The 23,594-nt window shown below is 69.6% G+C and carries 23 protein-coding genes and 1 tRNA gene; 16 read left to right on the forward strand and 8 right to left on the reverse strand.

The window, feature by feature from the left end; genetic code table 11:
• Nucleotides 1-17 precede the first annotated feature (17 nt).
• Nucleotides 18-536 carry a superoxide dismutase family protein gene (locus WAE60_RS13065; protein ID WP_029914816.1) on the reverse strand — a complete coding sequence of 173 codons (519 nt, stop codon included), beginning with the start codon at nt 534-536 and terminating at the stop codon, nt 18-20.
• A gap of 122 nt (nt 537-658) precedes the next feature.
• Here WAE60_RS13065 and gyrA point away from each other — a divergent pair, with 122 nt between their 5' ends.
• Entirely contained in the window at nt 659-3,430 is a 2,772-nt protein-coding gene (gene gyrA / locus WAE60_RS13070) for a DNA gyrase subunit A (protein WP_029914814.1), read from the forward strand.
• 50 nt (nt 3,431-3,480) lie between these two features.
• On the forward strand, nt 3,481-3,969 hold the full coding sequence (coaD, locus tag WAE60_RS13075; RefSeq protein WP_029914812.1) for a pantetheine-phosphate adenylyltransferase: 489 nt from the start codon (nt 3,481-3,483) through the stop codon (nt 3,967-3,969).
• Nucleotides 3,970-3,976: 7 nt separating this feature from the next.
• On the opposite strand, the gene WAE60_RS13080 is transcribed toward coaD, so the two are convergent.
• On the reverse strand, nt 3,977-4,975 hold the full coding sequence (locus tag WAE60_RS13080) for a glycoside hydrolase family 43 protein (protein ID WP_337686918.1): 999 nt from the start codon (nt 4,973-4,975) through the stop codon (nt 3,977-3,979).
• 249 nt (nt 4,976-5,224) lie between these two features.
• Between WAE60_RS13080 and WAE60_RS13085 the strand changes: the two genes are divergently transcribed.
• From WAE60_RS13085 to WAE60_RS13100, 4 genes are all read left to right on the forward strand, one after another.
• The gene (locus tag WAE60_RS13085; protein ID WP_337686920.1) at nt 5,225-6,166 is read left to right on the forward strand and encodes an alpha/beta hydrolase; all 942 of its coding nucleotides are present in this window, start codon (nt 5,225-5,227) and stop codon (nt 6,164-6,166) included.
• 204 nt (nt 6,167-6,370) lie between these two features.
• Nucleotides 6,371-7,186, forward strand: a complete 816-nt coding sequence (locus tag WAE60_RS13090) for a peptidylprolyl isomerase (RefSeq protein ID WP_337686921.1) — start codon at nt 6,371-6,373, stop codon at nt 7,184-7,186.
• A gap of 31 nt (nt 7,187-7,217) precedes the next feature.
• Entirely contained in the window at nt 7,218-8,060 is an 843-nt protein-coding gene (locus WAE60_RS13095; protein WP_029914806.1) for a peptidylprolyl isomerase, read from the forward strand.
• 127 nt (nt 8,061-8,187) lie between these two features.
• The gene (locus WAE60_RS13100; RefSeq protein ID WP_029914804.1) at nt 8,188-8,655 is read left to right on the forward strand and encodes a peptidylprolyl isomerase; all 468 of its coding nucleotides are present in this window, start codon (nt 8,188-8,190) and stop codon (nt 8,653-8,655) included.
• Nucleotides 8,656-8,723: 68 nt separating this feature from the next.
• Here the strand turns inward: WAE60_RS13100 and WAE60_RS13105 are convergent, their stop codons facing one another.
• Nucleotides 8,724-9,701 carry an endonuclease/exonuclease/phosphatase family protein gene (locus WAE60_RS13105; RefSeq protein ID WP_337686924.1) on the reverse strand — a complete coding sequence of 326 codons (978 nt, stop codon included), beginning with the start codon at nt 9,699-9,701 and terminating at the stop codon, nt 8,724-8,726.
• Between the two features lie 40 nt (nt 9,702-9,741).
• Nucleotides 9,742-10,341, reverse strand: a complete 600-nt coding sequence (locus tag WAE60_RS13110) for a hypothetical protein (RefSeq protein ID WP_337686925.1) — start codon at nt 10,339-10,341, stop codon at nt 9,742-9,744.
• Between the two features lie 128 nt (nt 10,342-10,469).
• Between WAE60_RS13110 and queA the strand changes: the two genes are divergently transcribed.
• Nucleotides 10,470-11,591: a tRNA preQ1(34) S-adenosylmethionine ribosyltransferase-isomerase QueA gene (queA, locus tag WAE60_RS13115; protein ID WP_029914799.1), complete on the forward strand. Its 1,122-nt coding sequence runs from the start codon at nt 10,470-10,472 to the stop codon at nt 11,589-11,591.
• Nucleotides 11,591-12,706, forward strand: coding sequence for a tRNA guanosine(34) transglycosylase Tgt (gene tgt / locus WAE60_RS13120; RefSeq protein ID WP_337686927.1), 1,116 nt, complete (start codon nt 11,591-11,593; stop codon nt 12,704-12,706). The genes queA and tgt overlap by 1 nt, the downstream gene beginning before the upstream one ends.
• A gap of 6 nt (nt 12,707-12,712) precedes the next feature.
• On the opposite strand, the gene WAE60_RS13125 is transcribed toward tgt, so the two are convergent.
• Together WAE60_RS13125 and WAE60_RS13130 are read right to left on the reverse strand one after the other, a co-directional pair.
• A complete protein-coding gene (locus WAE60_RS13125) occupies nt 12,713-13,057 on the reverse strand; it encodes a hypothetical protein (RefSeq protein ID WP_337686929.1) in 345 nt (114 codons plus the stop codon).
• A gap of 44 nt (nt 13,058-13,101) precedes the next feature.
• Nucleotides 13,102-13,827, reverse strand: a complete 726-nt coding sequence (locus WAE60_RS13130; RefSeq protein ID WP_337686930.1) for a hypothetical protein — start codon at nt 13,825-13,827, stop codon at nt 13,102-13,104.
• Between the two features lie 125 nt (nt 13,828-13,952).
• On the opposite strand from WAE60_RS13130, the gene WAE60_RS13135 reads away from it, so the two are divergent.
• From WAE60_RS13135 to WAE60_RS13170, 8 genes are all read left to right on the forward strand, one after another.
• Nucleotides 13,953-14,027: transfer RNA gene (locus WAE60_RS13135), tRNA-Lys, on the forward strand.
• Nucleotides 14,028-14,286: 259 nt separating this feature from the next.
• On the forward strand, nt 14,287-14,928 hold the full coding sequence (locus WAE60_RS13140) for a hypothetical protein (RefSeq protein ID WP_029914789.1): 642 nt from the start codon (nt 14,287-14,289) through the stop codon (nt 14,926-14,928).
• Nucleotides 14,925-16,235, forward strand: coding sequence for a hypothetical protein (locus WAE60_RS13145; RefSeq protein WP_337686931.1), 1,311 nt, complete (start codon nt 14,925-14,927; stop codon nt 16,233-16,235). The genes WAE60_RS13140 and WAE60_RS13145 overlap by 4 nt, the downstream gene beginning before the upstream one ends.
• Nucleotides 16,222-17,178, forward strand: coding sequence for a MoxR family ATPase (locus WAE60_RS13150; protein WP_029914785.1), 957 nt, complete (start codon nt 16,222-16,224; stop codon nt 17,176-17,178). Before WAE60_RS13145 ends, WAE60_RS13150 begins: the two co-directional genes overlap by 14 nt.
• Before the next feature lie 35 nt (nt 17,179-17,213).
• On the forward strand, nt 17,214-18,530 hold the full coding sequence (locus tag WAE60_RS13155; protein WP_231499503.1) for a DUF58 domain-containing protein: 1,317 nt from the start codon (nt 17,214-17,216) through the stop codon (nt 18,528-18,530).
• Complete coding sequence (locus WAE60_RS13160; protein WP_029914781.1) at nt 18,530-19,525, forward strand: stage II sporulation protein M; 996 nt, start codon at nt 18,530-18,532, stop codon at nt 19,523-19,525. The genes WAE60_RS13155 and WAE60_RS13160 overlap by 1 nt, the downstream gene beginning before the upstream one ends.
• On the forward strand, nt 19,522-20,430 hold the full coding sequence (locus WAE60_RS13165; RefSeq protein WP_337686935.1) for an RDD family protein: 909 nt from the start codon (nt 19,522-19,524) through the stop codon (nt 20,428-20,430). The genes WAE60_RS13160 and WAE60_RS13165 overlap by 4 nt, the downstream gene beginning before the upstream one ends.
• A 95-nt stretch (nt 20,431-20,525) precedes the next feature.
• Nucleotides 20,526-21,632 carry a hypothetical protein gene (locus WAE60_RS13170; protein ID WP_337686937.1) on the forward strand — a complete coding sequence of 369 codons (1,107 nt, stop codon included), beginning with the start codon at nt 20,526-20,528 and terminating at the stop codon, nt 21,630-21,632.
• A gap of 16 nt (nt 21,633-21,648) precedes the next feature.
• Here the strand turns inward: WAE60_RS13170 and WAE60_RS13175 are convergent, their stop codons facing one another.
• Nucleotides 21,649-22,392: a hypothetical protein gene (locus WAE60_RS13175; protein ID WP_337686938.1), complete on the reverse strand. Its 744-nt coding sequence runs from the start codon at nt 22,390-22,392 to the stop codon at nt 21,649-21,651.
• A gap of 2 nt (nt 22,393-22,394) precedes the next feature.
• Nucleotides 22,395-23,147 carry a hypothetical protein gene (locus WAE60_RS13180; protein ID WP_337686940.1) on the reverse strand — a complete coding sequence of 251 codons (753 nt, stop codon included), beginning with the start codon at nt 23,145-23,147 and terminating at the stop codon, nt 22,395-22,397.
• Between the last annotated feature and the right edge of the window lie 447 nt (nt 23,148-23,594).

Consider the following 23,594-nt stretch of genomic DNA (forward strand, 5'->3'; position numbering starts at 1 on the left):
CTGTTTCCGGCTCTGACCTACTTCACCACCCCGCAAGCCACTCGCGCCCCGGCCCCGCCGATCGGCTGGGTCTTGTAGTCGTCGGGGCTGGCGTGGACGACGATGGACGAGCCGTCGGCGTCGAGCAGGGCGGGGCGGCCGCCGGCGCCGTTCAGCGACACCAGGGGCGAGAACAGTTCGGCCGTCGCCGAGCCGTCGGCGGCGGCGAACAGGTTGGGCAGGTCGCCGTTGTCGTTGCCGTCCGGGTTCAGCAGGCCGTGGACCACGGCGGTCGTGGTGTGGACGTGGGCGCCGGCCGACTTGAAGTCCGGCGCGCCGCAGTCGCCCTTCTCGTGGAAGTGCAGGCCGTGCCAGCCGGGAGTCAGGCCCTTGGCCTCGATCCGCAGCAGTACGCCGTGCGGCGCCTCGGTCAGCGTGGCCGTCCCGAGCGTCTTGCCGTCGGCGCCTTTCAGTTCGGCCGTGGCGCTGGTGGCGGCGGCGGAGGCCTGGGAAGCGACCAGCAGGCCGGCGGACAGGGCGAGGGCGGTCAAACGCATCGAAAACTCCCGGAAAAGCCCAAGAAACTTGGGGGTTGGACCTGCGAAGGTGGCGTCTTGGCTATCGGAATGCTAACTGTTTTTGACGGTTCCGTGTTCGATTCTGACGGCGAAAAATTCCCTTGAGCGACGATCAAAACACCATCCCCGGGTCTCCGGCCTCGCCGGGCGCCCGCGGGGACGTTTCTCCCATCAACATCGAGGACGAACTGCGCCGTTCGTATCTCGACTATGCGATGAGCGTGATCGTCAGCCGGGCCCTGCCTGACGCCCGCGACGGCCTCAAGCCGGTGCACCGCCGGGTGCTGTTCTCGATGCACGAGCAGGGCCAGACGCCCGAGCGGCCCTACGTCAAGTCGGCCCGCGTGGTCGGTGACGTGATGGGTAAGTACCACCCGCACGGCGACGCCTCGATCTACTTCACCCTGGTGCGCATGACCCAGTCGTTCTCGATGGGCCTGGTGCTCATCGACGGCCAGGGCAACTTCGGTTCGGTCGACGGCGATATGCCCGCCGCCATGCGTTACACGGAATGCCGCATGGCCCCGCCGGCCATGGCGCTGCTGGCCGACCTGGACAAGGACACGGTCGACTTCCAGGACAACTACGACGGCAAGGAGCAGGAACCCGTCGTCCTGCCGTCGCGGATCCCCAACCTGCTGGTCAACGGCGCCGGCGGCATCGCCGTCGGCATGGCCACCAACATCCCGCCGCACAATCTGGGCGAGGTGATCGACGCCTGCCTGCTGATGATCGATCAGCCGGACTGCACCACCGACCAGCTGCTGGACCTGGTGCCGGGCCCCGACTTCCCGACCGGCGGCGAGATCATCGGCCGCGCCGGCCCGCGCCAGGCGCTGCTGACCGGCCGCGGCTCGGTGATCATGCGCGGCCTGGCCACGGTGGAGGAGATCCGCTCGGGCCGCGAAGCCATCGTCATCACCGCCATCCCCTATCAGGTGAACAAGGCCAACCTGGTCGAGTACATCGCCGAGATGGTCCGGGATAAGCGGATCGAGGGCGTGTCGGACATCCGCGACGAATCCAACCGCGACGGCATGCGCATCGTGGTCGAGCTGAAGCGCGACGCCTCGGGCGAGGTGATCCTGAACCAGCTCTACCGCTTCACGGCGCTGCAGAGCTCCTTCGGCGTCAACATGCTGGCCCTGAACCGCGGCCGTCCCGAGCAGATGGGCCTGCGCCAGCTGGTCGAGCTGTTCGTGCAGTTCCGCGAGGAGGTCGTGGTCCGGCGCACCAAGTTCGAACTGGGCAAGGCGCGCGACCGCGGCCACGTCCTGGTCGGCCTGACCATCGCCGTCGCCAACATCGACGAATTCATCCACATCATCCGCTCGTCTAAGGACCCGACCGAGGCCCGCGAGCGGCTGGTGGCCAAGTCGTGGCCGGCCGGCGACATGCTGCCGCTGGTCGAGCTGATCGCCGACCCGCGCACCGTGCAGGAAGACGGCGGCATGATCCGCCTGACCGACGAGCAGGCCCGCGCCATCCTGGCCCTGACCCTGTCGCGCCTGACGGGCCTGGGCCGCGACGAGATCGGCAACGAGGCCGCCACCCTGGCCGAGGCCATCAAGGGCTTCCTCGAGCTGCTGTCGGACCGCGCCAACATCATGGCCGTGGTCCGCGAGGAACTGGTCGAGGTGCGCGAGAAGTTCGCCGTGCCGCGCCGCTGCCAGATCGTCGACGGCGACGCCGACGTCGAGGACGAGGACCTGATCGTCCGCGAGGAGATGGTGATCACCGTCACCCTGGGCGGCTATGTGAAGCGCACGCCCCTGGCCGCCTATCGCACCCAGCACCGGGGCGGCAAGGGCAAGGCCGGCATGGCCACCAAGAACGAGGACGCCGTCACCCGCGTGTTCTCGGCCTCGACCCACGCCCCGCTGCTGTTCTTCACCTCGGGCGGCAAGGTCTACAAGATGAAGGTGTGGCGCCTGCCGCTGGGCGTCGCCAACAGCCGCGGCAAGGCGTTCGTCAACCTGCTGCCGATCGAGCCGGGCGAGACCATCACCTCGATCCTGGCCCTGCCGGAGGACGAGGCCACCTGGAACAGCCTGGACGTGATGTTCGCCACCCGCTCGGGCAGCGTGCGCCGCAACAAGCTGAGCGACTTCGTGGACGTCCGCCGCAACGGCAAGATCGCCATGAAGCTGGACGAAGGCGACGGCATCGTCGGCGTGGCGGTCTGCGACAGCGGCAAGGACATCCTGCTCAACACCGCCTCGGGCCGCTGCATCCGCTTCTCGACCGACGAAGTGCGGGTGTTCGCCAGCCGCGACTCCACCGGCGTGCGCGGCGTGCGCCTGGCCGAGGGCGACAGCGTCATCTCGATGAGCGTGCTGCGCAATGTCGACGCCACGCCGGCCGAGCGCGCCGCCTACCTCAAGCACCAGCGGGCCCTGGCCCGGGCCCTGGGCGAAGAGGGCGAGGAGGCTCCGGCCGCCGCGCCCGAAGAGGCCGAGGAAGAGGGCGGCGAGGCCAGCCTGACGCCGGAACGCATCGCCGAACTGGGCGCGGCCGAGGAGATCCTGCTGACCGTGTCGTCGGAAGGCTTCGGCAAGCGCACCAGCGCTTACGACTACCGCCGCACCGGCCGCGGCGGCCAGGGCCTGACGGCCCAGGACCTGTCCAAGCGCGGCGGCAAGCTGGTGGGCTCGTTCCCCGTCGAGGAGGGCGACCAGATCCTGCTGGTCACCGACGCCGGCCAGATGATCCGGGTGCCTGTCTCGCAAATTCGTGTTGCAGCGCGGAATACTCAAGGCGTAACCATCTTCCGCACCGCCGCCGACGAACATGTCGTCAGCGTCGAGCGTCTCGCCGAAGCCGGCGGGGACGACAACACGGGCGACGAAAACGAGGCGGACGAGACCTCGTAAGCGACCCAAGCAAGGGGGCCAGCGGGCGTACGCCCGGGTGAGGGAAAAGCATGCGGATCGGACTCTATCCGGGGACCTTCGACCCGGTCACCAACGGCCACCTCGACATCATCGGTCGAGCGGTCAAGCTGGTCGACAAGCTGGTGATCGGGGTGGCGGTGAACATCGGCAAGGGGCCGCTGTTCAGCCTGGACGAGCGGGTCGCGATCCTGCAGCGCGAGACGGCGCACCTGACCAAGATCGCCCAGATCGAGGTCCTGCCGTTCGACAGCCTGCTGATGCATTTCGCCCGCGAGGTCGGGGCCCAGATGATCGTGCGCGGCCTGCGGGCCGTGGCCGACTTCGAATACGAATTCCAGATGACGGCCATGAACCAGCAGCTCGATCGCGAGATCGAGACCGTGTTCCTGATGGCCGACCCGCGCCACCAGGCCATCGCCTCGCGCCTAGTCAAGGAGATCGCGGCCCTGGGCGGCGACGTGCACAAGTTCGTGCCGCCCGGCGTGGCCGAGCAACTGCTGGGCAAGCTGGCGAAGTAGGGCCGTCCTATCGCGGCGCCGACACGCCCGCTTCGGTCTGCACGACAGGCTGGAGCGTGCCGTCGGCGTTGTAGCGAAGCCGTTCGACCGTCACCGCCCGCCGCCCGATCGCGCCGTTCTGGTCGCCGACCGCCAGGGTCGCGTTGTGCAGGAAGATGTACCAGTCGCCCTTGAACTCCACGATGCCGGGATGGATCGTGAAGCTGTACTTGCCCGACCCGGTGAGCTCGCCGCGATAGGTCCAGGGGCCGTTGATCGAGGGCGCGGTCGCGTAGGAGACGTGCTCGTCCCGCTGGGTCGACCGGTCGAGGGAGGCGTAGGTCAGGTAGTAGAGTCCCCCGCGCTTGTGCAGCCAGGGGCCTTCCTCGAAGTGCGGCGGGGTGATCTCGGTGATCGGACCGTCGATCTCGATCATGTTCGGCTTGAGCTTGGCGATGTAGCACTCGCGATTGCCCCAGGCGATCCAGGTGGTCCCGTCGTCGTCGGTGAACACGGTGGGATCGATGTCCTCCCAGCTGTGCGTGCCCTTGGGCGTCATCTCGTTGGTGATCAGGGCGGACCCGCGTGCGTCGATGAAGGGGCCCGTCGGCCGATCCGAGACCGCCACGCCGATGGCCTTGCCGGGATGGGTGCTGTCGTGCTCGACGGCGGCGTAGAAGTAGAACTTGCCGTTCTTCTCGATCGCCTGCGACGCCCAGGCGTCCTTCTTGGCCCACTTGAAGTCGGTGGCCTTCATGATCGGCGGATACGATGTCCAGCTCTTCATGTCGGTGGTCGAATAGACCAGCCATTCGCGCATGTTGAACATCTCGTCGCGCTGGGCCTCGTCGTGGCCGACGTAGAGATACAGGCGATCGCCGACGACCAGCGGGGCGGGGTCCGCGGTGAACTTGTCCCGGAAGAGGGGGTTGGAACCCGGCGCGGCGCCGGCTCCGTCGCTCGCCCCGGAGGGTGACGCGACGGACATGGCCGTCGCCAGCGCAAGCGCCATCCAGACCGACTTCATGTTCGTGCTCCTCCCGTAGCGATGTCCAAAATTACTCAGACAAAAATGGTCGTCAATCGCTCACCTAACGACGCTACCCACGGGTAGGGGACCCCGTAGCGCCGTTCGAGGCGACTGTTGCCCTCTTGCGTACCACAAATTGTTAGCGTTACCAGTTGTCGGACATAAGTGGCGCTCGCGGTCCTTCCCATGGACCGTGCGGACAAGCCTCGACCAAGCAGGAGGAACGTCGTGAGAAACTTGAATTCCGTGCAGTCCGATCGTGCAGGACGATCCCTTCGCGCCGGCCTGGGCGCCGTGGTCCTGGCGTTGGCCTTGGCCGGCGGGGCGTGGGCGCAGGACGACAAGATGACCCCGATCGCGGTCCCGGCCCAGCCGAACGCGATCGTGCTGGACACCGGACCCTTGCCGGGCGCGACCTCGCCGGAGTCCTGGCATCGCCAGTACAACAGCGTCTTCGCCCGCAACGTCACGGTGGCGACGCTGACGCCCTTCCTGCCGGATCCGGCCAAGGCCACGGGGGCGGCCGTCATCGTCGCGCCCGGCGGCGGCTTTCGCACGCTATCGATGGAGAACGAGGGCTGGGACGTCGCCCGCGCGCTGGCCGACAAGGGCGTGGCCGCCTTCGTGCTCAAGTACAGGCTCAATCCGACGCCGGCGGACATGCCGGGCTTCGAGCGGTCGATGGCCGAGATGTTCTCGGCCACCGCCAACAGGCCGCGGCCCGATCCTCAGGTCGCGATCGCCGGCCTGGCCCCGCAGATCGCCGACTCGCGGGCGGCGTTCGCGCTGGTCCGCGGGAGGGCCGCGGAGTGGCGGATCGACCCCGGCCGCGTGGGCATGGTGGGCTTTTCCGCCGGCGCCATGCTGACCCTGGCGACCACCCTGGCCGGGGACGACGCCAAGCCCGCCTTCATCGGCCTGATCTACGGCCCGCTCACGGCCGTGACCCCGCCGGCCGACGCGCCGCCGATGTTCGTGGCGCTCGCCGCCGACGATCCGTTCTTCGCCCATAGCGGCATAGGGCTGATCGACAGCTGGCGGGCCGCCAAGCGCCCGGTCGAGTTCCACCTCTACGAACAGGGCGGCCACGGGTTCGGCATGTACCCGAAGACCACCACCAGCACCGACTGGTTCGACGCCTATGTGCGCTGGCTCGGCATGCACGGCCTGCTGAAGCCCAAGTCCTAGCATCCGCCGGGGACATGCCCTTGCGGCGTGTCCCCATCAGCTCGCGCTGAGCTCGGTCTTGGGGACACGCCGCAAGGGCGTGTCCCGGCGCGGGGATGAAGCCGTGCCGGAAACTCGCCGGAATCTTCAGCTTAAACGCGGCGCTACTTGTCGTAGGCGCGTCGGCGTTCTACGCCGTCAGACCAGTTCTATCCGGGGATCTCCATGAAGCTTGCGTCCATCGCCGCCGTCCTGGCGCTCACCGCGGCCTCCGCCGCCAGCGCCCAGCAGGCCCCCGGCTGGCGAACGCCCGACCCCGAGAACATCCTGGTGGTCGACACCAACAAGGGCCGGATCATCGTGGAGCTGTCGCCCGAGGTCGCGCCGAACCACGTGGCGCGCGTGCGCGATCTGGCCAAGGCCCACTTCTATGACGGCCTGACCTTCTTCCGGGTCATCGACAGCTTCATGGCCCAGACCGGCGACCCGAAGAACGACGGCACCGGCGGGTCGGACCAGCCGAACCTGGCCGCCGAGTTCCAGTTCCGCCGCGGTCCCGGCTACGTGCAGATCGGCAAGACGGGCTCGACCGAGATGGGCTTCGTCGGCGCCCTGCCGGTCTACAGCCAGAACAGCGCCCTGGCGGCGATGACCGCCGACGGCAAGGTCTCGGCCTGGGGCGCCTTCTGCCCCGGCGTGCTGGGCATGGCCCGCGCCAACGACCCCGACAGCGCCAACAGCCAGTTCTTCTTCATGCGCCAGCACTACGCCTCGCTGGAGAAGACCTACACGCCGTTCGGCCGCGCCCTGACCGGCATCGAGGCCATCCGCGCCATCAAGACCGGCGAGCCGGTGGCCGCGCCGCAGGACCAGATGACCACCGTCCGCGTGCTGTCCGACATCCCGGCCGCCCAGCGCCCCAGCATCCAGGTGATGGACACCCGCTCGCCCGCCTTCACGGCCCTGGTCGAGAAGAAGAAGGCCGAGATGGGCGGGGCGTTCGGCCCCTGCGACGTCGCCGTGCCGGTGCAGGTGAAATAGGCTCGGTCAACCAGCCTCAGGGGGAAATCCGATGATCCGTCCGCTGCTCGCGTCCGTCGCCGTGCTGTCGGCCTTCGCCGGCCAGGTCCAGGCCGCGCCGAAGATCGCGCCGCCCAAGGCCGCCGATTGGCGCACGCCCGCGCCCGAGGACGTGGTGGTCATCGACACCAACAAGGGGCGCATCGTCGTGGAGCTGGTCCCCGAGGTCGCGCCGGGCCACGTGGCGCGCTTCCAGGAACTGACCCGCACCGGGGTCTATGACGGCCGCACCTTCTTCCGGGTGATCGACCGCTTCATGGCCCAGACCGGCGATCCGGACGACACGGGGGAGGGCGGTACGAAGCTGCCCAACCTCAAGGCCGAGTTCACCTTCCGCCGCGACGCCGCGACGCCGTTCGTGGCCGCCGCGGCGCCGGCCGGGACCGAGGTGGGCGTCCTGAAGTCGCTGCCGGTCGTCAGCCAGGCCTGGAGCTGGGCCGAGGTCACCTCGGACAAGAAGGTCTCGGCCTGGGGGACCTATTGCCCCGGCGTGGTCGGCGAGGCGCGCGACGAGGACCCCAACTCGGCCAACAGCCAGTTCTTCCTGATGCGCCAGGCCTATCCCTCGCTGGACAAGCGCTACACCGCCTTCGGCCGGGTGCTGTCGGGCCTGGACGTGGTGCGGGCCATCAAGACCGGCGAGCCGGTCGAGAAGCCGCAGGACAAGATGACCAAGGTGCGGCTGCTGTCCGACATCCCGGCGGCCGAGCGCCCGACGGTCCGGGTGGTCGACACGGGCAGCGCTTGGTTCAAGGCCGAGATCGCCCGCAAGCGGGCGGCGCGGGGCGCCGATTTCTCGGTTTGCGACCTCGATCTGCCGGTCGACGTTCGCTAGCGGGCAAGCTGAGCTGTGACAATTGATCCGCGTTCGGGATGCAACCGGGCGGTTTCCCCCTTGTGGAAAGCGGGATAGAAGCCTTCCCGACTCTCTTCCTCCCCCTCTTCAAGCTTAAGGGATGACCATGTCGGCCGACCTCGAAAACACCCTGCTGCTGACGCTCGAGACCGGGCCTGTCACGATCAAGATGCGTCCCGACCTGGCCCCGGGCCACGTGGACCGCATCAAGGAACTGGTCCGCGAGGGCTTCTACGACGGCGTGGTCTTCCACCGCGTGATTCCCGGCTTCATGGCCCAGGGCGGCGACCCGACCGGCACCGGCCGCGGAGGTTCGGCCAAGCCGGACATCAAGGCCGAGTTCTCCAAGGAGCCGCACGTGCGCGGCGTCTGCTCGATGGCCCGCACCCCCGATCCGAACTCGGCCAACAGCCAGTTCTTCATCGTGTTCGACGACGCCACGTTCCTGGATAACCAGTACACCGTCTGGGGCCAGGTGGTCGAAGGCATGGAGAACGTCGACGCCCTGCCGACCGGCGAGCCGCCGCGCAATCCGGGCAAGATCCTCAGCGCCAAGATCGCCGCCGACGCCTGAGCGCCGCGGCCTTGAGCTGAACTTGAACTGAAAAGGCCCCGGGAGACCGGGGCCTTTTTTCTGCGCGCCTACCGGGTGAGGGTCACGATCACGGCGCGATGGTCCGAACCCAGCTTGGGGCCGCGCGCGACCTTGACGGTCTTCCAGGCCTTGCCGGCGTAGACGTGGTCGATCGGCAGGATGGGGAAGGGCGCGCTGGCGATGCGCGAGAACTCGCCGCTGGGCCAGCTGGCCAGGGCCCGCGTCCGCCGCTTCAGCCCCAGGGCCTTGTCCTGCCGGCGCAGGCTCCACGACCAGGGCGTGGAGTTGAAGTCGCCGGTGACGATCAGGGTGTCCTTGGGGAACGGCGACAGGGTCTTCGCCAGCAGGCGGCTCTGCGCCTGCTGCGGACCGCCCGGGAACGGCCAGATGAAGTGGGTGGCAGCCACGGTGAACGGGCCCTTGGGATGGTCCAGCGTCGCCCACGCCCCGAACAGCGGCAGCTTGTCCTCGGTGAACGAGCGGTGGGCGCGCAAGGGCCAGCGGCTGAAGATCCAGGTGTCGCATCCCTGCCGGTCACGGCAGGTCAGGTGGTTCGGATAGGCCTTGGCCAGGGCCCGGACCACCGGGAAGGCCGTGCCGCCGCCTTCCTCGATCATCACCACGTCGGCGTTCTGGCTCAGGATCCAGTCCGCGGTGGCCTTGGGATTGTTGTTCTCGCCCCAGACGTTGAACTGGACCAGTTTCACGGTCGCGCCGGGGACGGGCTTGGCCGGCGCGTGCAGACCGGAGAGGACCTCCGGGACGATCAGGAGGCCGGTCGACAGCACGCCGACGGCGGCCAGGCCCATGACCGCGCGGCGCTCGGCGTCGCGGGCGAAGATCGCGGCCAGGGCCATGCCGGCCAGGCCCACGGCCAGCCAGACGGGCGCGACGTGGGTCAGGGCGTCGAGCTGCACGCTGAACGCCCCGCCCAGGCACGCCAGGCCCGCCGCCGCCGCCACGAGGCCGAGCATGAGCGCGGTGCCGCGCAGGAACAGGTTGGCGAGGTGCAGGATCAGAGGCATGACCACGCCTTAGCACGACCGCATGACGACCGCGCCAGCCTTACTCGCCGCCGAAGTACAGGAAGGCGACCTTGCTGAAACGCCGGTCGCCCACCTGCAGGTCGCCGGTCAGCACGGACAGGGTTTCGCCCGGCCCGGCGGCCTTGGCGTCGGCCAGGGCCTTGAGGTCGAAGGCGCCGTCGAAGCTCACCTGGCCCAGCCCGGGGGCCACGCCGTGGAAGCTGACCTGCTGGCCGTCGACGCGATAGGCGGTCGGCATCACCCGCAGCGACACCGTGTGGTAGGTCTGGCCCAGCTCGTTCTCCGCCGTCGGGCTGGTGACGTCGTCGAAGGCCAGGAAGATCGGCGCGAAGGTGGCCGGCCGCTTGCCCGCCTCCCAGTCGGCGAAGTCGCTGGGCTGGCCGATGTTCAGCGCGGTCAGCTTCAGGTCGCCCGACCGCACGTCCGCCTCGGTGAAATAGTAGCCGAACGCGTCGAGGGCCGGGTCGTGCGAGAAGGTCACCGGGGCCGGCGGGACGGCGGCCGGCGCGGTGGAGGGCGCGGGCGCCGTCTCGGGCGCCTTGGTCTCGGCGGCTGGCTTGCAGGCGGCCAGCGACAGGCAGGCGCAGGCGGCCAACAGGTGGCGGATCGTGACGGTCATTGGCTCCCCCCGCTGATGCGTCGGACCGCAGGATGACCGCGCGAGGCCGGGTTTGTCCATCCGGCTCGGACCGGCGCGGCGCCAGGACGCTTGACCTTGCCGCCCCGTCGTGGCCTTGAAGCCGCCCCATGCGCCTGTCCGACTTCGATTTCCACCTGCCCGACGAGGCGATCGCCCTGCGGCCGGCCGAGCCGCGGGATTCCGCGCGCCTGCTGGTGGTCCGCCCTGGCGCCCCAAGAGAAGACGGGGGCCTGGAAGACCGGATCGTCCACGAGCTGCCGGACTTCCTGCGGCCCGGCGACGCCCTGGTCTTCAACGACACCCGGGTGATCCCGGCGCGGCTGATGGGCTTGCGGGCCGGCCGTGAGACCGGCGGCGGCGACGGTTCGCCCGTCTCGGTCGAGGCCACCCTGCACAAGCGCGTCGCGCCGGACCGCTGGATCGCCTTCATGCGTCCCGGCAAGCGCCTGAAGGAAGGCGACCGCATCGCTTTCGGCCATGACTGCGATCGCGGGTGCATGGCCGGCCTGCTGGACGCCACCGTCGTGGCCAAGCACGAGGGCGGCGAGATCGAGCTGGCCTTCGACTTTTCCGGCGTCGACCTGGACCTGGCCGTGGCCGCCCACGGCGAGATGCCGCTGCCGCCCTACATCGCCGCCAAGCGCGCCGAGGACGACCGCGACCGCGCCGACTACCAGACCGTCTACGCCCGCGAGGACGGCTCGGTCGCCGCCCCGACCGCCGGCCTGCACTTCACGCCCCAGCTGCTGGAGGCCCTGAAGGCCAAGGGCGTCAGCCTGCACTTCGTCACCCTGCACGTCGGCGCGGGCACCTTCCTGCCGGTCAAGACCGACGACGTCTCCGAGCACAGGATGCACGCCGAGTTCGGCGAGGTCCCGGCCGCGGTCGCCGACGCCCTGAACGCCGCCCGCGCCGCCGGCGGCCGCATCGTCTGCGTCGGCACCACCAGCCTGCGCCTGCTGGAGAGCGCCACGGGCGAGGACGGCGTGATCCGGCCGTTCGCCGACGAGACGGCGATCTTCATCACGCCCGGCTACCGCTTCCGCGCCGCCGACGTGCTGATGACCAACTTCCACCTGCCCAAGTCGACCCTGTTCATGCTGGTCAGCGCCTTCGCCGGCCAGGCGACGATGAAGGCGGCCTATGAACACGCGATCGCCACGGGCTATCGCTTCTATTCCTATGGCGACGGCAGCCTGCTGTTCCGCGCCGATTTCGAGCAAACCTGATGGTCGCCTTTCCCTTCGAGATCTCGGCCACGGACGGCGCGGCCCGGACCGGCGTCCTGAAGACCCCGCGCGGCGACATCCGCACCCCGGCCTTCATGCCGGTCGGCACCGCCGCCACGGTCAAGGCCCTGACGGTCGACCAGGTCCAGGACACGGGCGCCGACATCATCCTGGGCAACACCTACCACCTGATGCTGCGCCCTACGGCCGAGCGGGTGAAGCGCCTGGGCGGGCTGCACAAGTTCATGCGCTGGGACAAGCCGATCCTGACCGACAGCGGCGGCTTCCAGGTGATGAGCCTGTCGGGCATCAGCAAGGTCACCGAGGAGGCCGTCACCTTCTCCAGCCACATCGACGGCTCCAAGCACGTGCTCAGCCCCGAGCGGTCGATGGAGATCCAGGCCGACCTGCTGGGCAGCGACATCGTCATGCAGCTGGACGAGTGCGTGGCCTGGCCGGCCGAGGAGAAGCGGGCCCGCGAGGGCATGGAGCTGTCCGCCCGCTGGGCCAAGCGCTCCAAGGCCGCCTTCGGGACGCGCGACGCCCAGGCCCTGTTCGGCATCCAGCAGGGCTCGACCTTCCGCAACCTGCGCCAGGAGTCCTCCGAGCGGCTGCAGGAGATCGGCTTCGACGGCTACGCCCTGGGCGGGCTGGCGGTCGGGGAGGGGCACGAGGCCATGTGCGAGGTGCTGGACTACGCGCCCGCGATGCTGCCCCAGGATCGTCCGCGCTACCTGATGGGCGTGGGTAAGCCGATCGACCTGGTGGAAGCGGTCTATCGCGGCGTCGACATGTTCGACTGCGTCCTGCCCACCCGCTCGGGCCGCCACGGCCAGGCCTGGACCTGGGACGGGGCGATCAACATCAAGAACGCCCGCTACGCCGAGGACGAGGACCCGCTGGACCCGACCAGCGACTGCCCGGCCAGCCGCGACTATTCCAAGGCCTATCTTCGCCATCTGTTCAAGGCCGAGGAGATCCTGGGTCAGGTGCTGCTGTCCTGGCACAACATCGCCTTCTTCCAGGCCCTGACGGCCGCCATGCGCGGCGCCATCGCCGAAGGCCGGTTCGAGCAGTTCCGCCGGGACTTCCGGGAACGGCACCAGGGCGGGTAGGGCGGCCTAGCTCGACGGGACGGGCATGCGCCGATTCCGCCCCCTGCGCCTCAGCCAGACGCCGAGCGAGCTGGCGATCAAGCAGGCTGGGATCAGGAGCAGCGCCCAGACGATCAGGGCGACCAGTATGTAGGCCGGACCATCGATCGAACGTGGATCGGGCCTGGTCGCCGGGCCGAGCCAGGCGAAGAGGCCGACGCATGCCGGCGCGACAAGGCCGCAGATCAGGGCGACCGCGAGCCCCTTCCATCGGGTGAGGGCCGCCAGGGCGTAGGCTCCCGCGCCCGTGACGGCGAAGGGAACGGCGACCGCGGCGGCGACGCCGTATGTCAGCAGACTTGGCGATTCCACGTGCCCTCCCGAACGTCAGACGTTCTCGACCACAGCCTTCCGACCTACCACACCTTGTAGAACGGCTTTTTCTTCTTCTTGGGCGGCGACGCAGGCTGCTCCGGCGCGTCGACCACGGGTGTGTCGGCCGTGGCGGTCGCGGTATCGGCGGCGGCGTCCGGCGCCGGCTGGTCCTTCTCCCAGGGGAAGCGTTTCTCGACGATGGGCGCGGCGGGCTTGGCCAGGTGCTGGGGCGTGGCCGGCGGGTTGCAGCCGCGCGCCTCGCCCAGGCCCTTCAGATAGGCGCGGCGGATCGCGCCCGAAGCGACCGCGTGCTGCACCAGCTTGTCGTGCTTTTCGGCGCCGCTGAGCTTGCGGACCCAGCCGCGCATCGGGATCAGGTCCTGGGCGGCGCTGGCCATGGCGCCGAAGGCGGCCGAGCCGGCCATACGCTTGCTGCGGTCCAGCAGGTCCTCGTCATCTTCCGGCGGCCGCCGATCGACGTCCTCGCCCAGCGCCAGGTCCAGCGGCGCGACCATCATGATCAGCGTGTCGCAACTGATCTTCTTGCCGGGCGGCCGGGCGTAGGGATCGGCCATGGCCTCCAGCAGCACCGGCGGGATCTTGGTGCGGACGATGTTCATGTCGCGCAGCGGCGCCTGGGCCGCGCCGGTGATGCCATCCTTGTTGGCGTCGGAGGTCGTCTGGATTTTCTGCGGCGGCGGTTCCGAATTGGACGCGCAGGCGGCCAACACGGGAACGGCGACGGCGAGAAGCACGAGACTGCGCATGGACCGACCCTACCGCGCGAAAGATGCGTTCGTCATCTCCTCTCCATGCGAAACCGCGCTTGCGACGCGAGCGCCCCCCGACTATGTTCCGCGCCGCTTCCACCGGCCACCCGCCGTGTCGATGCGGGCCGGTAGCTCAGTGGTAGAGCATTCGACTTTTAATCGAATGGTCCTGGGTTCGAATCCCAGCCGGCCCACCAATCTTCCCTTTGAAATAACGGACGAAATTCGCCACCCCGGAGACGCCCTCCGGCGGTGGGGCGCTCGGGATCGGCGCGGCGCATCCGTGTGCTCCCGGACGATCCGGGGCGCGGTGCGGAACGGACCCCGGCGAATCGAATCCCGGCCGGCGCCACGACCTCGACCGGTCGATGTCGGTAGGAGGCGACACCGAAAGTTGAATCGTCTAGCTGTAGCGACGGGGTTGTCGGGAGTGGGCGTTTGAGGGCGGGGGCTGGTGTGGATCGCAACGCGGCGTCGCCGGGTTTCGACGGCGCGTCGGACGCTTTCGCGCGCGCCCACGGCGCCCTGCTGCGCGGCAAGGACCTGCAGTTCGAACCGACCGCCGCGCCCAAGCCGCCGGACGTGCCCGATTGGCTGCTGGCGATCGGCAAGGCCCTGGCGGCCCTCGCGCCGTATCTGGCCTGGGTGTTCTGGGGCGGGCTGATCCTGGGCGCGGCGCTGATCCTGTATTTCCTGGCCCGCGAGCTGATCGCCACGCGCTGGCCCAGTTTCAAGACGACCAAGGGGCCGCCCCTGCAGGACGACGGCTGGCGCCCCACCGCCGCCAAGGCGCGGACCCTGCTGGAGGACGCCGACAAGCTGGCCGCCGCCGGCCGCTTCGCCGAGGCCGTCCACCTGATCCTGTTCCGCAGCATCGAGGACATCGAGGGCAAGCGCCCGGACCTGATCAAGCCCGCCCTGACCAGCCGCGACATCGCCGAGCTGGAGGGCGTGCCCGAGCGCGTGCGCCGCACCTTCAGCGAGATCGCCCGGGTGGTGGAGCGCAGCTTCTTCGGCGGCCGGTCGGTCGGCGCCGAGGAATTCGCCGCCTGCCGCCGGGCCTATGAGGGCTTCGCCTTCGCCGAGGCCTGGCGATGAGCGACGTCCAGCCCGCCGTCGCGACGGAAAGCCCCGGCGAGGGCGACCGCGGCCTGTTCTCGCCCAAGGTCGTGCTGGGCATGATCCTGGCCGGGGTGTTCGCCTTCTCGGCCTTCGTGGTGCTGTCGACCTACGCGCCCGACCTGCAGTCGGGCGACAACGGCCGGGCCCACGCCCTGTCGAAGTCGGCCGTCGGCTACGGCGGCATGGTGCGCCTGCTGGGCAGGCTGGGCGAGCCGGTGATCGTCAGCCGGCGCGACCTGCGGCGCGACGAGCCCGGGCTGATCATCTTCGCGCCGGACGTCAACGTCACCCGGGACGCCTACGTCAAGGCCGCCCTGCTGTCGTCGCGGACCCTGGTGGTGCTGCCCAAGTGGCGCGGCGGGCTGGACCCCAAGCATCCGGGCTGGGTCATGGGGCTGGAACCCGTGCGCCCGAGCGAGCAGGCCGATCTGCTGAAGGCCGTCGGCATCCCCAAGGCGGTGACGACGCTCGCCAAGGATGCGGGGCCGCGCCGGCTGGTCGGCGCGCCGGGCGGCCTGTTCGACGGGATGTCGGTCGACACCGGTCCGATCAGGAATCTGCAGAGCATATCCGGCCCGAACCTGGTCCCCGTCCTCACCGACGCCCAGGGCCGGGTCGTCCTGGCCCGGCGGATGCCGACCGAGACCTACATCCTGGCCGACCCGGACCTGATCAACACCATGGGCCTGAAGGACATCCGCACGGCGCGCGCCGGGGTCGGGATGCTGCGGGTCCTGCGCGACCGCGCCATCCCGGATGGCGGCTATCGGCCGAAGGAGAGCAAGGTCATCGCCTTCGACGTAACGCTGAACGGCTTCTCCCGCTCGCGCGGCGTGCTGAAACTCGCCTTCGAGGCGCCGTTCGTCGGGGCCACCCTGTGCCTGGTGGCCGCCGCCGCGCTGATGGGGCTGCACGCCGCCGCGCGGTTCCGGGCGGTGCGGCGCGGCGAACGGGCCCTGGCCCTGGGCAAGGACGCCCTGATCGACAATTCCGCCGGCCTGATCCGCATGGCCCGCCGCGAACCGGCCCTGGCCCCACGCTACGCCGAGCTGCAGCGCGCCGCCGCCGTCAAGGCCCTGGGCGGCCTGCGGGCCGGCGGCTCGCGCCTGGAGGGCCTGGCCCTCACCGACTTCCTGGACCGTCAGGGCGAGCGTTTCGGCGCGGCCGACAGCGCCTCGCGCCTGGACGAGGAAACCCGAACGGTCCGTTCGCTCGGCGACCTGATGAAGGTCGCCGCAAAATGGCATCAGTGGAGACTGGAGATGACTCGTGAACGTGGCTGACGTGCAGGCGCTGGCCGGCAGGATCCGGGCGCAGACGGCCAAGGCCGTGGTCGGCCAGAACGACACCATCGACCTGATGCTGACGGCCTTGTTCGCCGGCGGCCACGTGCTGCTGGAAGGTCCGCCCGGCACGGCCAAGACCTTCCTGGCCCAGTGCTTCGCCCAGGCGGTGAACCTGCAGTTCGGGCGCATCCAGTTCACGCCCGACCTGATGCCGGGCGACATCCTGGGCGCCAACCTGTTCAACTTCCAGACCAGCGCCTTCACCCTGGTGAAGGGCCCGATCTTCTGCGAGCTGCTGCTGGCCGACGAGATCAACCGCACGCCGCCCAAGACCCAGGCGGCCCTGCTGGAAGCCATGCAGGAGCGCAACGTCACCCTGGACGGCGAGCGCCATCCGCTCAGCGAGCGCTTCATGGTGGTGGCCACTCAGAACCCGCTGGAGCAGCAGGGCACCTATCCGCTGCCCGAGGCCCAGCTTGACCGCTTCCTGTTCAAGCACGTGCTGGCCTATCCCAGCCTGGCCGAGGAGACCGCCATCGTCGCCAGCCACGGCGGCCGCACCGGCCAGTTCTCGCCGGAAAGCTTCGGCGTCGAGCCGGCCGGCGACACGCGGACCATCTCCGAGGCCGTGGCCGCGGTGGCGTCCGTGCGCCTGACCGACGACATCGTCCGCTACATCGTCGGCGTGGTGCGGGCGACGCGCGACACCGGCGAACTGTCGGGCGGGGCCTCGCCGCGCTGCGCGGCCATGCTGGCCGTGGCCGCCCGGGCTCGCGCCGCCCTGGAAGGCCGCGACTACGTCATCCCCGACGACGTCAAGGCCCTGGCCCTGCCGGCCCTGCGCCACCGCGTGATCCTGTCGCCCGCCGCCGAGATCGAGGGCCGCAAGGTCGACGACGTGGTGCGCGGCCTGGTCGACCAGGTCGAGGCGCCGCGATGATCCTCAAGACGACTTTGGAAGGCTAGGGGCCGACCTTGCGCATCTATCCCACGGCGCGGGCGATCTTCCTGACGGTGCTGGGCGCGCCCCTGGCGCTGGCGGCGGCGCTCGTCTCCGCGCGCCTGTGGCTGGTCGGTCCCGCCTGGATCGCGCTGGCGGCGGCCCTGCTGTTCGTCGACGCGCTGCTGGCCCCGGGCCGGCGGCGCATGCAGCTGAGCCTGACCGCGCCCGGCGCCATGGCCAGCGGCGCGACCAGGCCGGTCCTGCTGCAGGCGACGTTCCCGCGCGGCGTGGCCCCGTGGAGCGTGGAGTTCGCCGTCGACCTAGACGACCGCCTGACCGCCGAACCGGCCCACGGTCGGGCCCGGGTGCGCGACCGCCAGGCCGGCCTGCCCCTGAGCCTGACCGCCGTCCGGCGCGGGGAGGGCAGGGTGCACCGCGTCTCGGCCCGCTGGCGCGGCCCGCTGGGCCTGATGTGGAAGCAGCGCGACGACGCCCTGGAGCAGGTGATCCCGGTCACCCTGGACATCGCCGGCGTCAAGGAGGAGGCCTTGCGCCTGTTCTCGCGCGATCCGTCGGTGGGCCACCGCCTGCAGCTGGACCTGGGCGGCGGCAGCGACTTCCACGCCCTGACCGACTTCCGACCCGGCATGAACCGCCGGGCCATCGACTGGAAGCAGTCGGCCCGCCACGGCGCGCTGCTGGCCAAGGAATTCCACGTCGAGCGCAACCACCACATCGTGGCGGCCATCGACACCGGCCGGCTGATGAGCCAGCCCCTGCTGGGCAAGCCGCGCCTGGACCACGCCCTGAACGCCACCCTGCTGCTGGCCTATGTGGGCCTGAAGATGGGCGACAAGGTCGGGCTGTTCGGCTTCGACGCCAAGCCGCACGTGTCGAGCGGCGTCACCTCGGGCCCCAACGCCTTCGGCGCCCTGCAGCGCCTGGCCGCCTCGATCGACTATTCGACCGAGGAGACCAACTACACCTTGGGCCTGACCCAGCTGTCGGGCCAGCTGTCGCGGCGTTCGCTGATCGTGGTGTTCACCGACATCGCCGACTCCACCAGCGCCGAGCTGATGCTCGAGAACGTCGGCCGCCTGCTGCGCCAGCACCTGGTGCTGTTCGTGATGATGCGCGACGAGGAGCTGGAGGCGATCGAGCGCAAGGCGCCCGTCGAGGCCGACGACGTGTCGCGCGCCGTGGTCGCCGCCTCGCTGCTGCGCGAGCGCGACGTGGTGATCACCCGCCTGCGCCGCATGGGCGTGGAGATCGTCGAGGCGTCGGCCGACCAGGTCGGTCCGGCCCTGCTGGCGAGCTATCTGGACCTCAAGCGCCGGGACCTGCTCTGATGGCCGAACTGCACCTGAAGAGCTACCGCTTCCGCGCCGAGCGCGAGGACGACTGGCGCCGGCTGGAGAAGCTGCTGACCAAGGTCGGCAAGGGTTCGGCCCGGGCGCTGAGCGACGAGGAGCTGCTGGCCATGCCGGTGCTCTACCGCCAGGCCCTGTCATCGCTGTCGGTGGCCCGCGCCACCTCGCTGGACCAGGGGCTGGTCGACTATCTGGAGAGCCTGAGCACCCGGGCCTATTTCCTAGTCTACGGCACGCGGTCGAACCTAGTCGAGCGGGTGGGGGGCTTCTTCACCCGCGCCTGGCCCGAGGCCGCCAAGGCCCTGTGGCGCGAGACCCTGGTCAGCTTCCTGCTCACCCTGGCCGGGGTGCTGGCGGCCTATTTCCTGACCCTGCACGACCCGGACTGGTTCAGCGCCTTCGTGCCCGACAGCCTGGCCGACGGGCGCGGCCCCGCCGCCTCGGCCGAGGCGATGCGCAGCACGCTCTACGACCACGGCGAGCACAAGGGCCTGTCGGTGTTCGCGGCCTTCCTGTTCACCCACAATTCGGGCGTGGCCCTGTTCGCCTTCGCCCTGGGCTTCGCCTTCTGCCTGCCGACCGCCATGCTGATGGCCTACAATGGAGCGATGCTGGGGGCCTTTCTGGCGGTGTTCGGCATGCGCGGCCTGGGCTTCGAGGCCGGGGGCTGGCTGGCCATCCACGGGGTCACCGAGATTTCGGCCGTCATCCTGGCCGGGGCCGCGGGCCTGCGGATCGGCTGGACCCTGGCCTTCCCCGGCGACCTCAGCCGTCCGGCCGCCATGGCCCAGGCGGGACGGCAGTCGGCCACCCTGATGGCCGGGGTCGTGGTCATGCTGTTCTGCGCCGGCATCCTGGAGGGCGTCGGCCGGCAGGTGATCCAGAACGACTGGGCCCGCTACGGCATCGCCCTGGCCACCCTGGCGATCTGGCCGGCCTATCTGTACCTGCCGCGCCGCCGGAGCGCCGCATGAAGCCGGCGACCAAGACGGCCAAGGCCGCGGCGACTACGCCCTACGATCCCGGCGCGCGCGAGGACACCCGGGCTCGGTCGCTGGTCACCCCCGAGGGCGTGGACCTGAAGCTGCGCCTGGGCGACGCGGGCGAGCGCGCCGCCGCCCTGTTCATCGACCTGGCGATCATGCTGGGCGTGCTGATCGCCTTCTTCCTGCTGGCCGTCCTGACGATGGTCGGCACCAAGGGCAAGGGCTGGGAGCTGGTCGGCACCCTGGGGCTGCTGGTGTTCTTCATCCTGCGCAACCTCTACTTCGTGCTGTTCGAGCTGACCCCGGGCGCGGCCACGCCGGGCAAGCGGGCCATGGGCGTGCGGGTGGCGGCGCGCAACGGCGGCCGCCTGACCGCCGACGCCATCTTCGCCCGCAACGCCATGCGCGAGATCGAGCTCTACCTGCCCCTCAGCTTCCTGGCCTCCAGCGGCGACAAGGTCAGCGCCTGGATCAACCTGGCGGGCCTGGTGTGGTGCCTGGTCTTCGTGCTGTTCCCGCTGTTCAACCGCGACCGCCTGCGGGTGGGCGACATGGTCGCCGGGACCTGGGTGGTCAAGGCGCCGACCCGCAAACTGGCGCCCGACCTGGTCGAGACCTCGCGGCCGCCGGTGGGGCGTTTCAAGTTCACCCAGGCCCAGCTGGACGCCTACGGCGTCAAGGAGCTGCACGTGCTGGAGGACGTGCTGCGCCGCTACGAGAGCAAGACCATCGCCCTGGTCGCGGCTCGCATCCGCCTGAAGATCGGCTGGCAGGCCGCGCCCTACGAGTCGGACGGCGACTTCCTGGCGGCCTATTACGCGGCCCTGCGCGGACGGCTGGAATCGCGCCTGCTGCTGGGCAAGCGACGCAAGGACAAGCACGACAAGAGCTGACGCCCAGGTGGCGGGGCGGTCGTTATAACGTTGCGGTAGAGATATATTTGAGCGCAATCTGAGAGGGTGGAAACGTTCTCGGGGAGCGATCGAGCATGGACCTGTCTTGGATGCGGATCGCCAACCGGGTGCTGCTGGGGTTCGTCTGGTTCATCCTCGTCCCGGCGATCTTCGCCTTCTTCTACACCGTCATCGAGACCCAGTCGGCGGCGCGGGTGGCGGTCGGCGCCAATTCGCGCCTCGCCCCGTTCACGATCAGCCGTCTTGCCGATCGCCTGAACGCCCTGGAAGCCGAGATCGAAACCACCAGCCAGGAGCTGACCGCGCTGGACGAGAAAATCCGGGCGGCCAAGGTGAGGGTCGACGAGGCCAAGCAGAAGAGCACTGCCGCCGTCAACTCGGTCTGGATCACCTTCCGCAACGTCCAGCCGACCTGCGAGCTGGAGCAATGCCTGGCCGACATCGTCACCGACAACGACCAGCACGACTGGGCCGAAGGGGCCGAGATCCCCAAGCGGGTCGCGGCCGCCCAACAGCTCTACGACGCCTATCGCAACGCGCAGTTCGTCCGCGACGACCTGGTGGATCGCAACGGCCACGCCGAAACCGCGCTCGCCGCGGCCAAGGCGGAATACAACGGGAGCAAGCCGCCCGCCCCATCGGATCAGGCGGATCAGGCGGATCAGGCGGACCAGCCCGTCACCGGCCCCGTCGGCGCCGACGAGGGCTCCACCGAGGACCAGAAGGCCGTCGCGCTCAGCTTCAACAAGCAACGCCACGCCATTCCGTTGTTCGAGTTCGCCTTCTTCCTGCCGTCGGGCGTGATCGTCGCCAGCTTCACCGGGCTGATGGGGGCGATCGGGGCGGCCGTCTATTCGCTCTATGTCGAGCTCGGCATGCTGGCGGCGCCGAAGGGCGAGCCCGACCGGACCTGGATGGCGTTCGGCGTGCGGCCGCTGCTGGGGGCGCTGGCCGGGTTCACGGTGTTCTTCGTCATCTCGGCGGGCGCCAGCTTCCTGATCCAGCCCCAGGCGACCGAGGCCACCCAGGCGGTAAACCAGCTGTCCCCGCCCGCATTGGCCTCCCTTGGCCTGTTCGCGGGCCTGGCCTCCGAGAACGCGCTGAAGTGGCTGGTCGAGAAGGCCAACAGCTTCTTCAAGTCTTCGGACGACGGGGATGGGGCGGCGGCGACCGGGGCGTGACCGCGATCGCGCGCCGCTAGGCGAAGACCTCGACCAGGCGATCGGCGGGCGAGCCCTCCTGGCTCTCGCGCAGGTCCTGATAGACCGCCACCACGAGGATGGCGTCCACCAGGCCGATCACGGCTTGGATGGCGGAACTGACCACGAGGCTGAGCGCCGGGATTCCCAGCGCGTCGATGGCGAGGCCGCCCACCCAGGCGGCGAGGAAGCTCAAGATCCCGACCCCTACCCACAGTCCGAAGATTTCTCCCCTGACCTCCCGGGTCAGGGCGTTGCTGCGCCGGATCGACTCCATCACGCCCAGGCGTTCGGTCACCATCGCAGGGACCACTACGAACCAGGCAAGCGAGAGAATGATCCCGGGAATGGCCAGAAGGGCGTAGCCGGCGACGATGCCGAGACCCGTGACCAGGCCCAGGGTCGCCAAGGCGAGGTAGTCGCTCAAGCCTCCGAAGACACTCCTGGAGGACGCGCGTCGGTTGCTGTCGTCCAGGGCCGTGCGACGGGCGATCACGGCCTGGAGCGCGGTCATGCCGAACATGGAGGCCAGCATCGTCCCGACCAGGAAGCCCCAGCGCGCCAGCGAGCCGAAGGGCGCGTCCTCGGAGAAACCTTGGTTGGCGTAGGCCATCGCCAGGTCAGGCAGGCCAGTGAAGACCACGGCCCACGCCAGATTGGCGACGATGTTGCGTTTCAGCATGGCGAGGGCGCGCCTGACGGCGCGCCCTGTGTTGAACCGGCCGGGAGCGGCGTCGGCCATGCTCAGTCGAACACAGAGGCCATGGCTTCGGGGCCGACGCCTTCGCGCGTGCCGCGCAGTTCGGAATAGAGGGTCGCGCCGCCGGCCGTGCTGACCAGGGTGGTGATGGTGGCGATCAGGGCGGAGGCGATCATGGTGGCGGCGTTCACGGTGGTGAGGCCGACCGAGTCCGGCGTCGGCAGGCCCTTGGACAGGATGAACGGCATCGCGGCGGCCATGATCAGCGCTTCCACGATCCACAGGGCGATCACGTAGATGACGAACAGGCCGAAGATCGCCCAGCGGCGTCCGCGGGTCAGGTCGCGGCTGCGCTGGAAAGCGTCGGTCACGCCGATCTTCTCCACCACCTTGGCCGGCACGGCGACCGACCACATCACCGCCAGGATGATCCCGGGCACGATCAGCAGCAGGAAGCCGAGCATCAGGCCCAGGCCCATCAGGATGGCCAGGCCGAGCAGCGGCAGCCAGTTGCTGAGCCCCGCCTTGAGGCTCTCGCCCACCACCACGCGGCGGCCGTTCAGGTCCGCCACGGTCGCGTGGACGATCGCGGCCTGCAGCACGAACGCGGCGACCATCATGACGATCAGGCCCACGGCCGAGCCGGCGAACACCTGAGGCGAGAAGGTCTTGACGCCGCCGGCGATCCAGAGCTGGCCGAAACTGACCAGGAGGTTGGGCAGGCCGCCCAGCAGCAGGGCCATCAGCGCGAACGCACCGAAATTGCGGCCGATGACGCCGAAGGTTCCTGAAATCACGCGTCCAATCTCAAATCGGCGCGAAGCGGCGGTCGTGTCGGTCATGTCTGAAGCCCCCTTGAACTGAAGCTTGTTCAACCATGCGACGAACACGCTGTCCATCGCGCGACGCGTCCATCCCCGTCGAATGTGAAATCGAGTCCAACGAAATCAAAGCGATAGAGGAAAATACTCGTTTCCGATCCTTGGGCTTCCGGGCGGCCGCATAATGCTCGTCACCTGAAGGCGGGGGAGGGCGCACGTACGGCGACCGATGCGGCCTTCGGGGGTGGACGAGCGGGAAGGCTTGTCCGTCATGTCTCCTCGGAGACGCCCTGGGTTGGAGTTGGAGCAGGTTCGCCCTAGCCGCGACGAAGCTTCGGCGCTCGGGGAGACGGACCGAGCCGGCAGGCCCGGGCTGAAATCGCCCGGGCGGTCCGGGGTGCAGCCAGCACCCCGCCCGTCGGG

The sequence above is a fragment of the Caulobacter sp. CCG-8 genome (assembly GCF_037402475.1).
GTDB lineage: Bacteria > Pseudomonadota > Alphaproteobacteria > Caulobacterales > Caulobacteraceae > Caulobacter.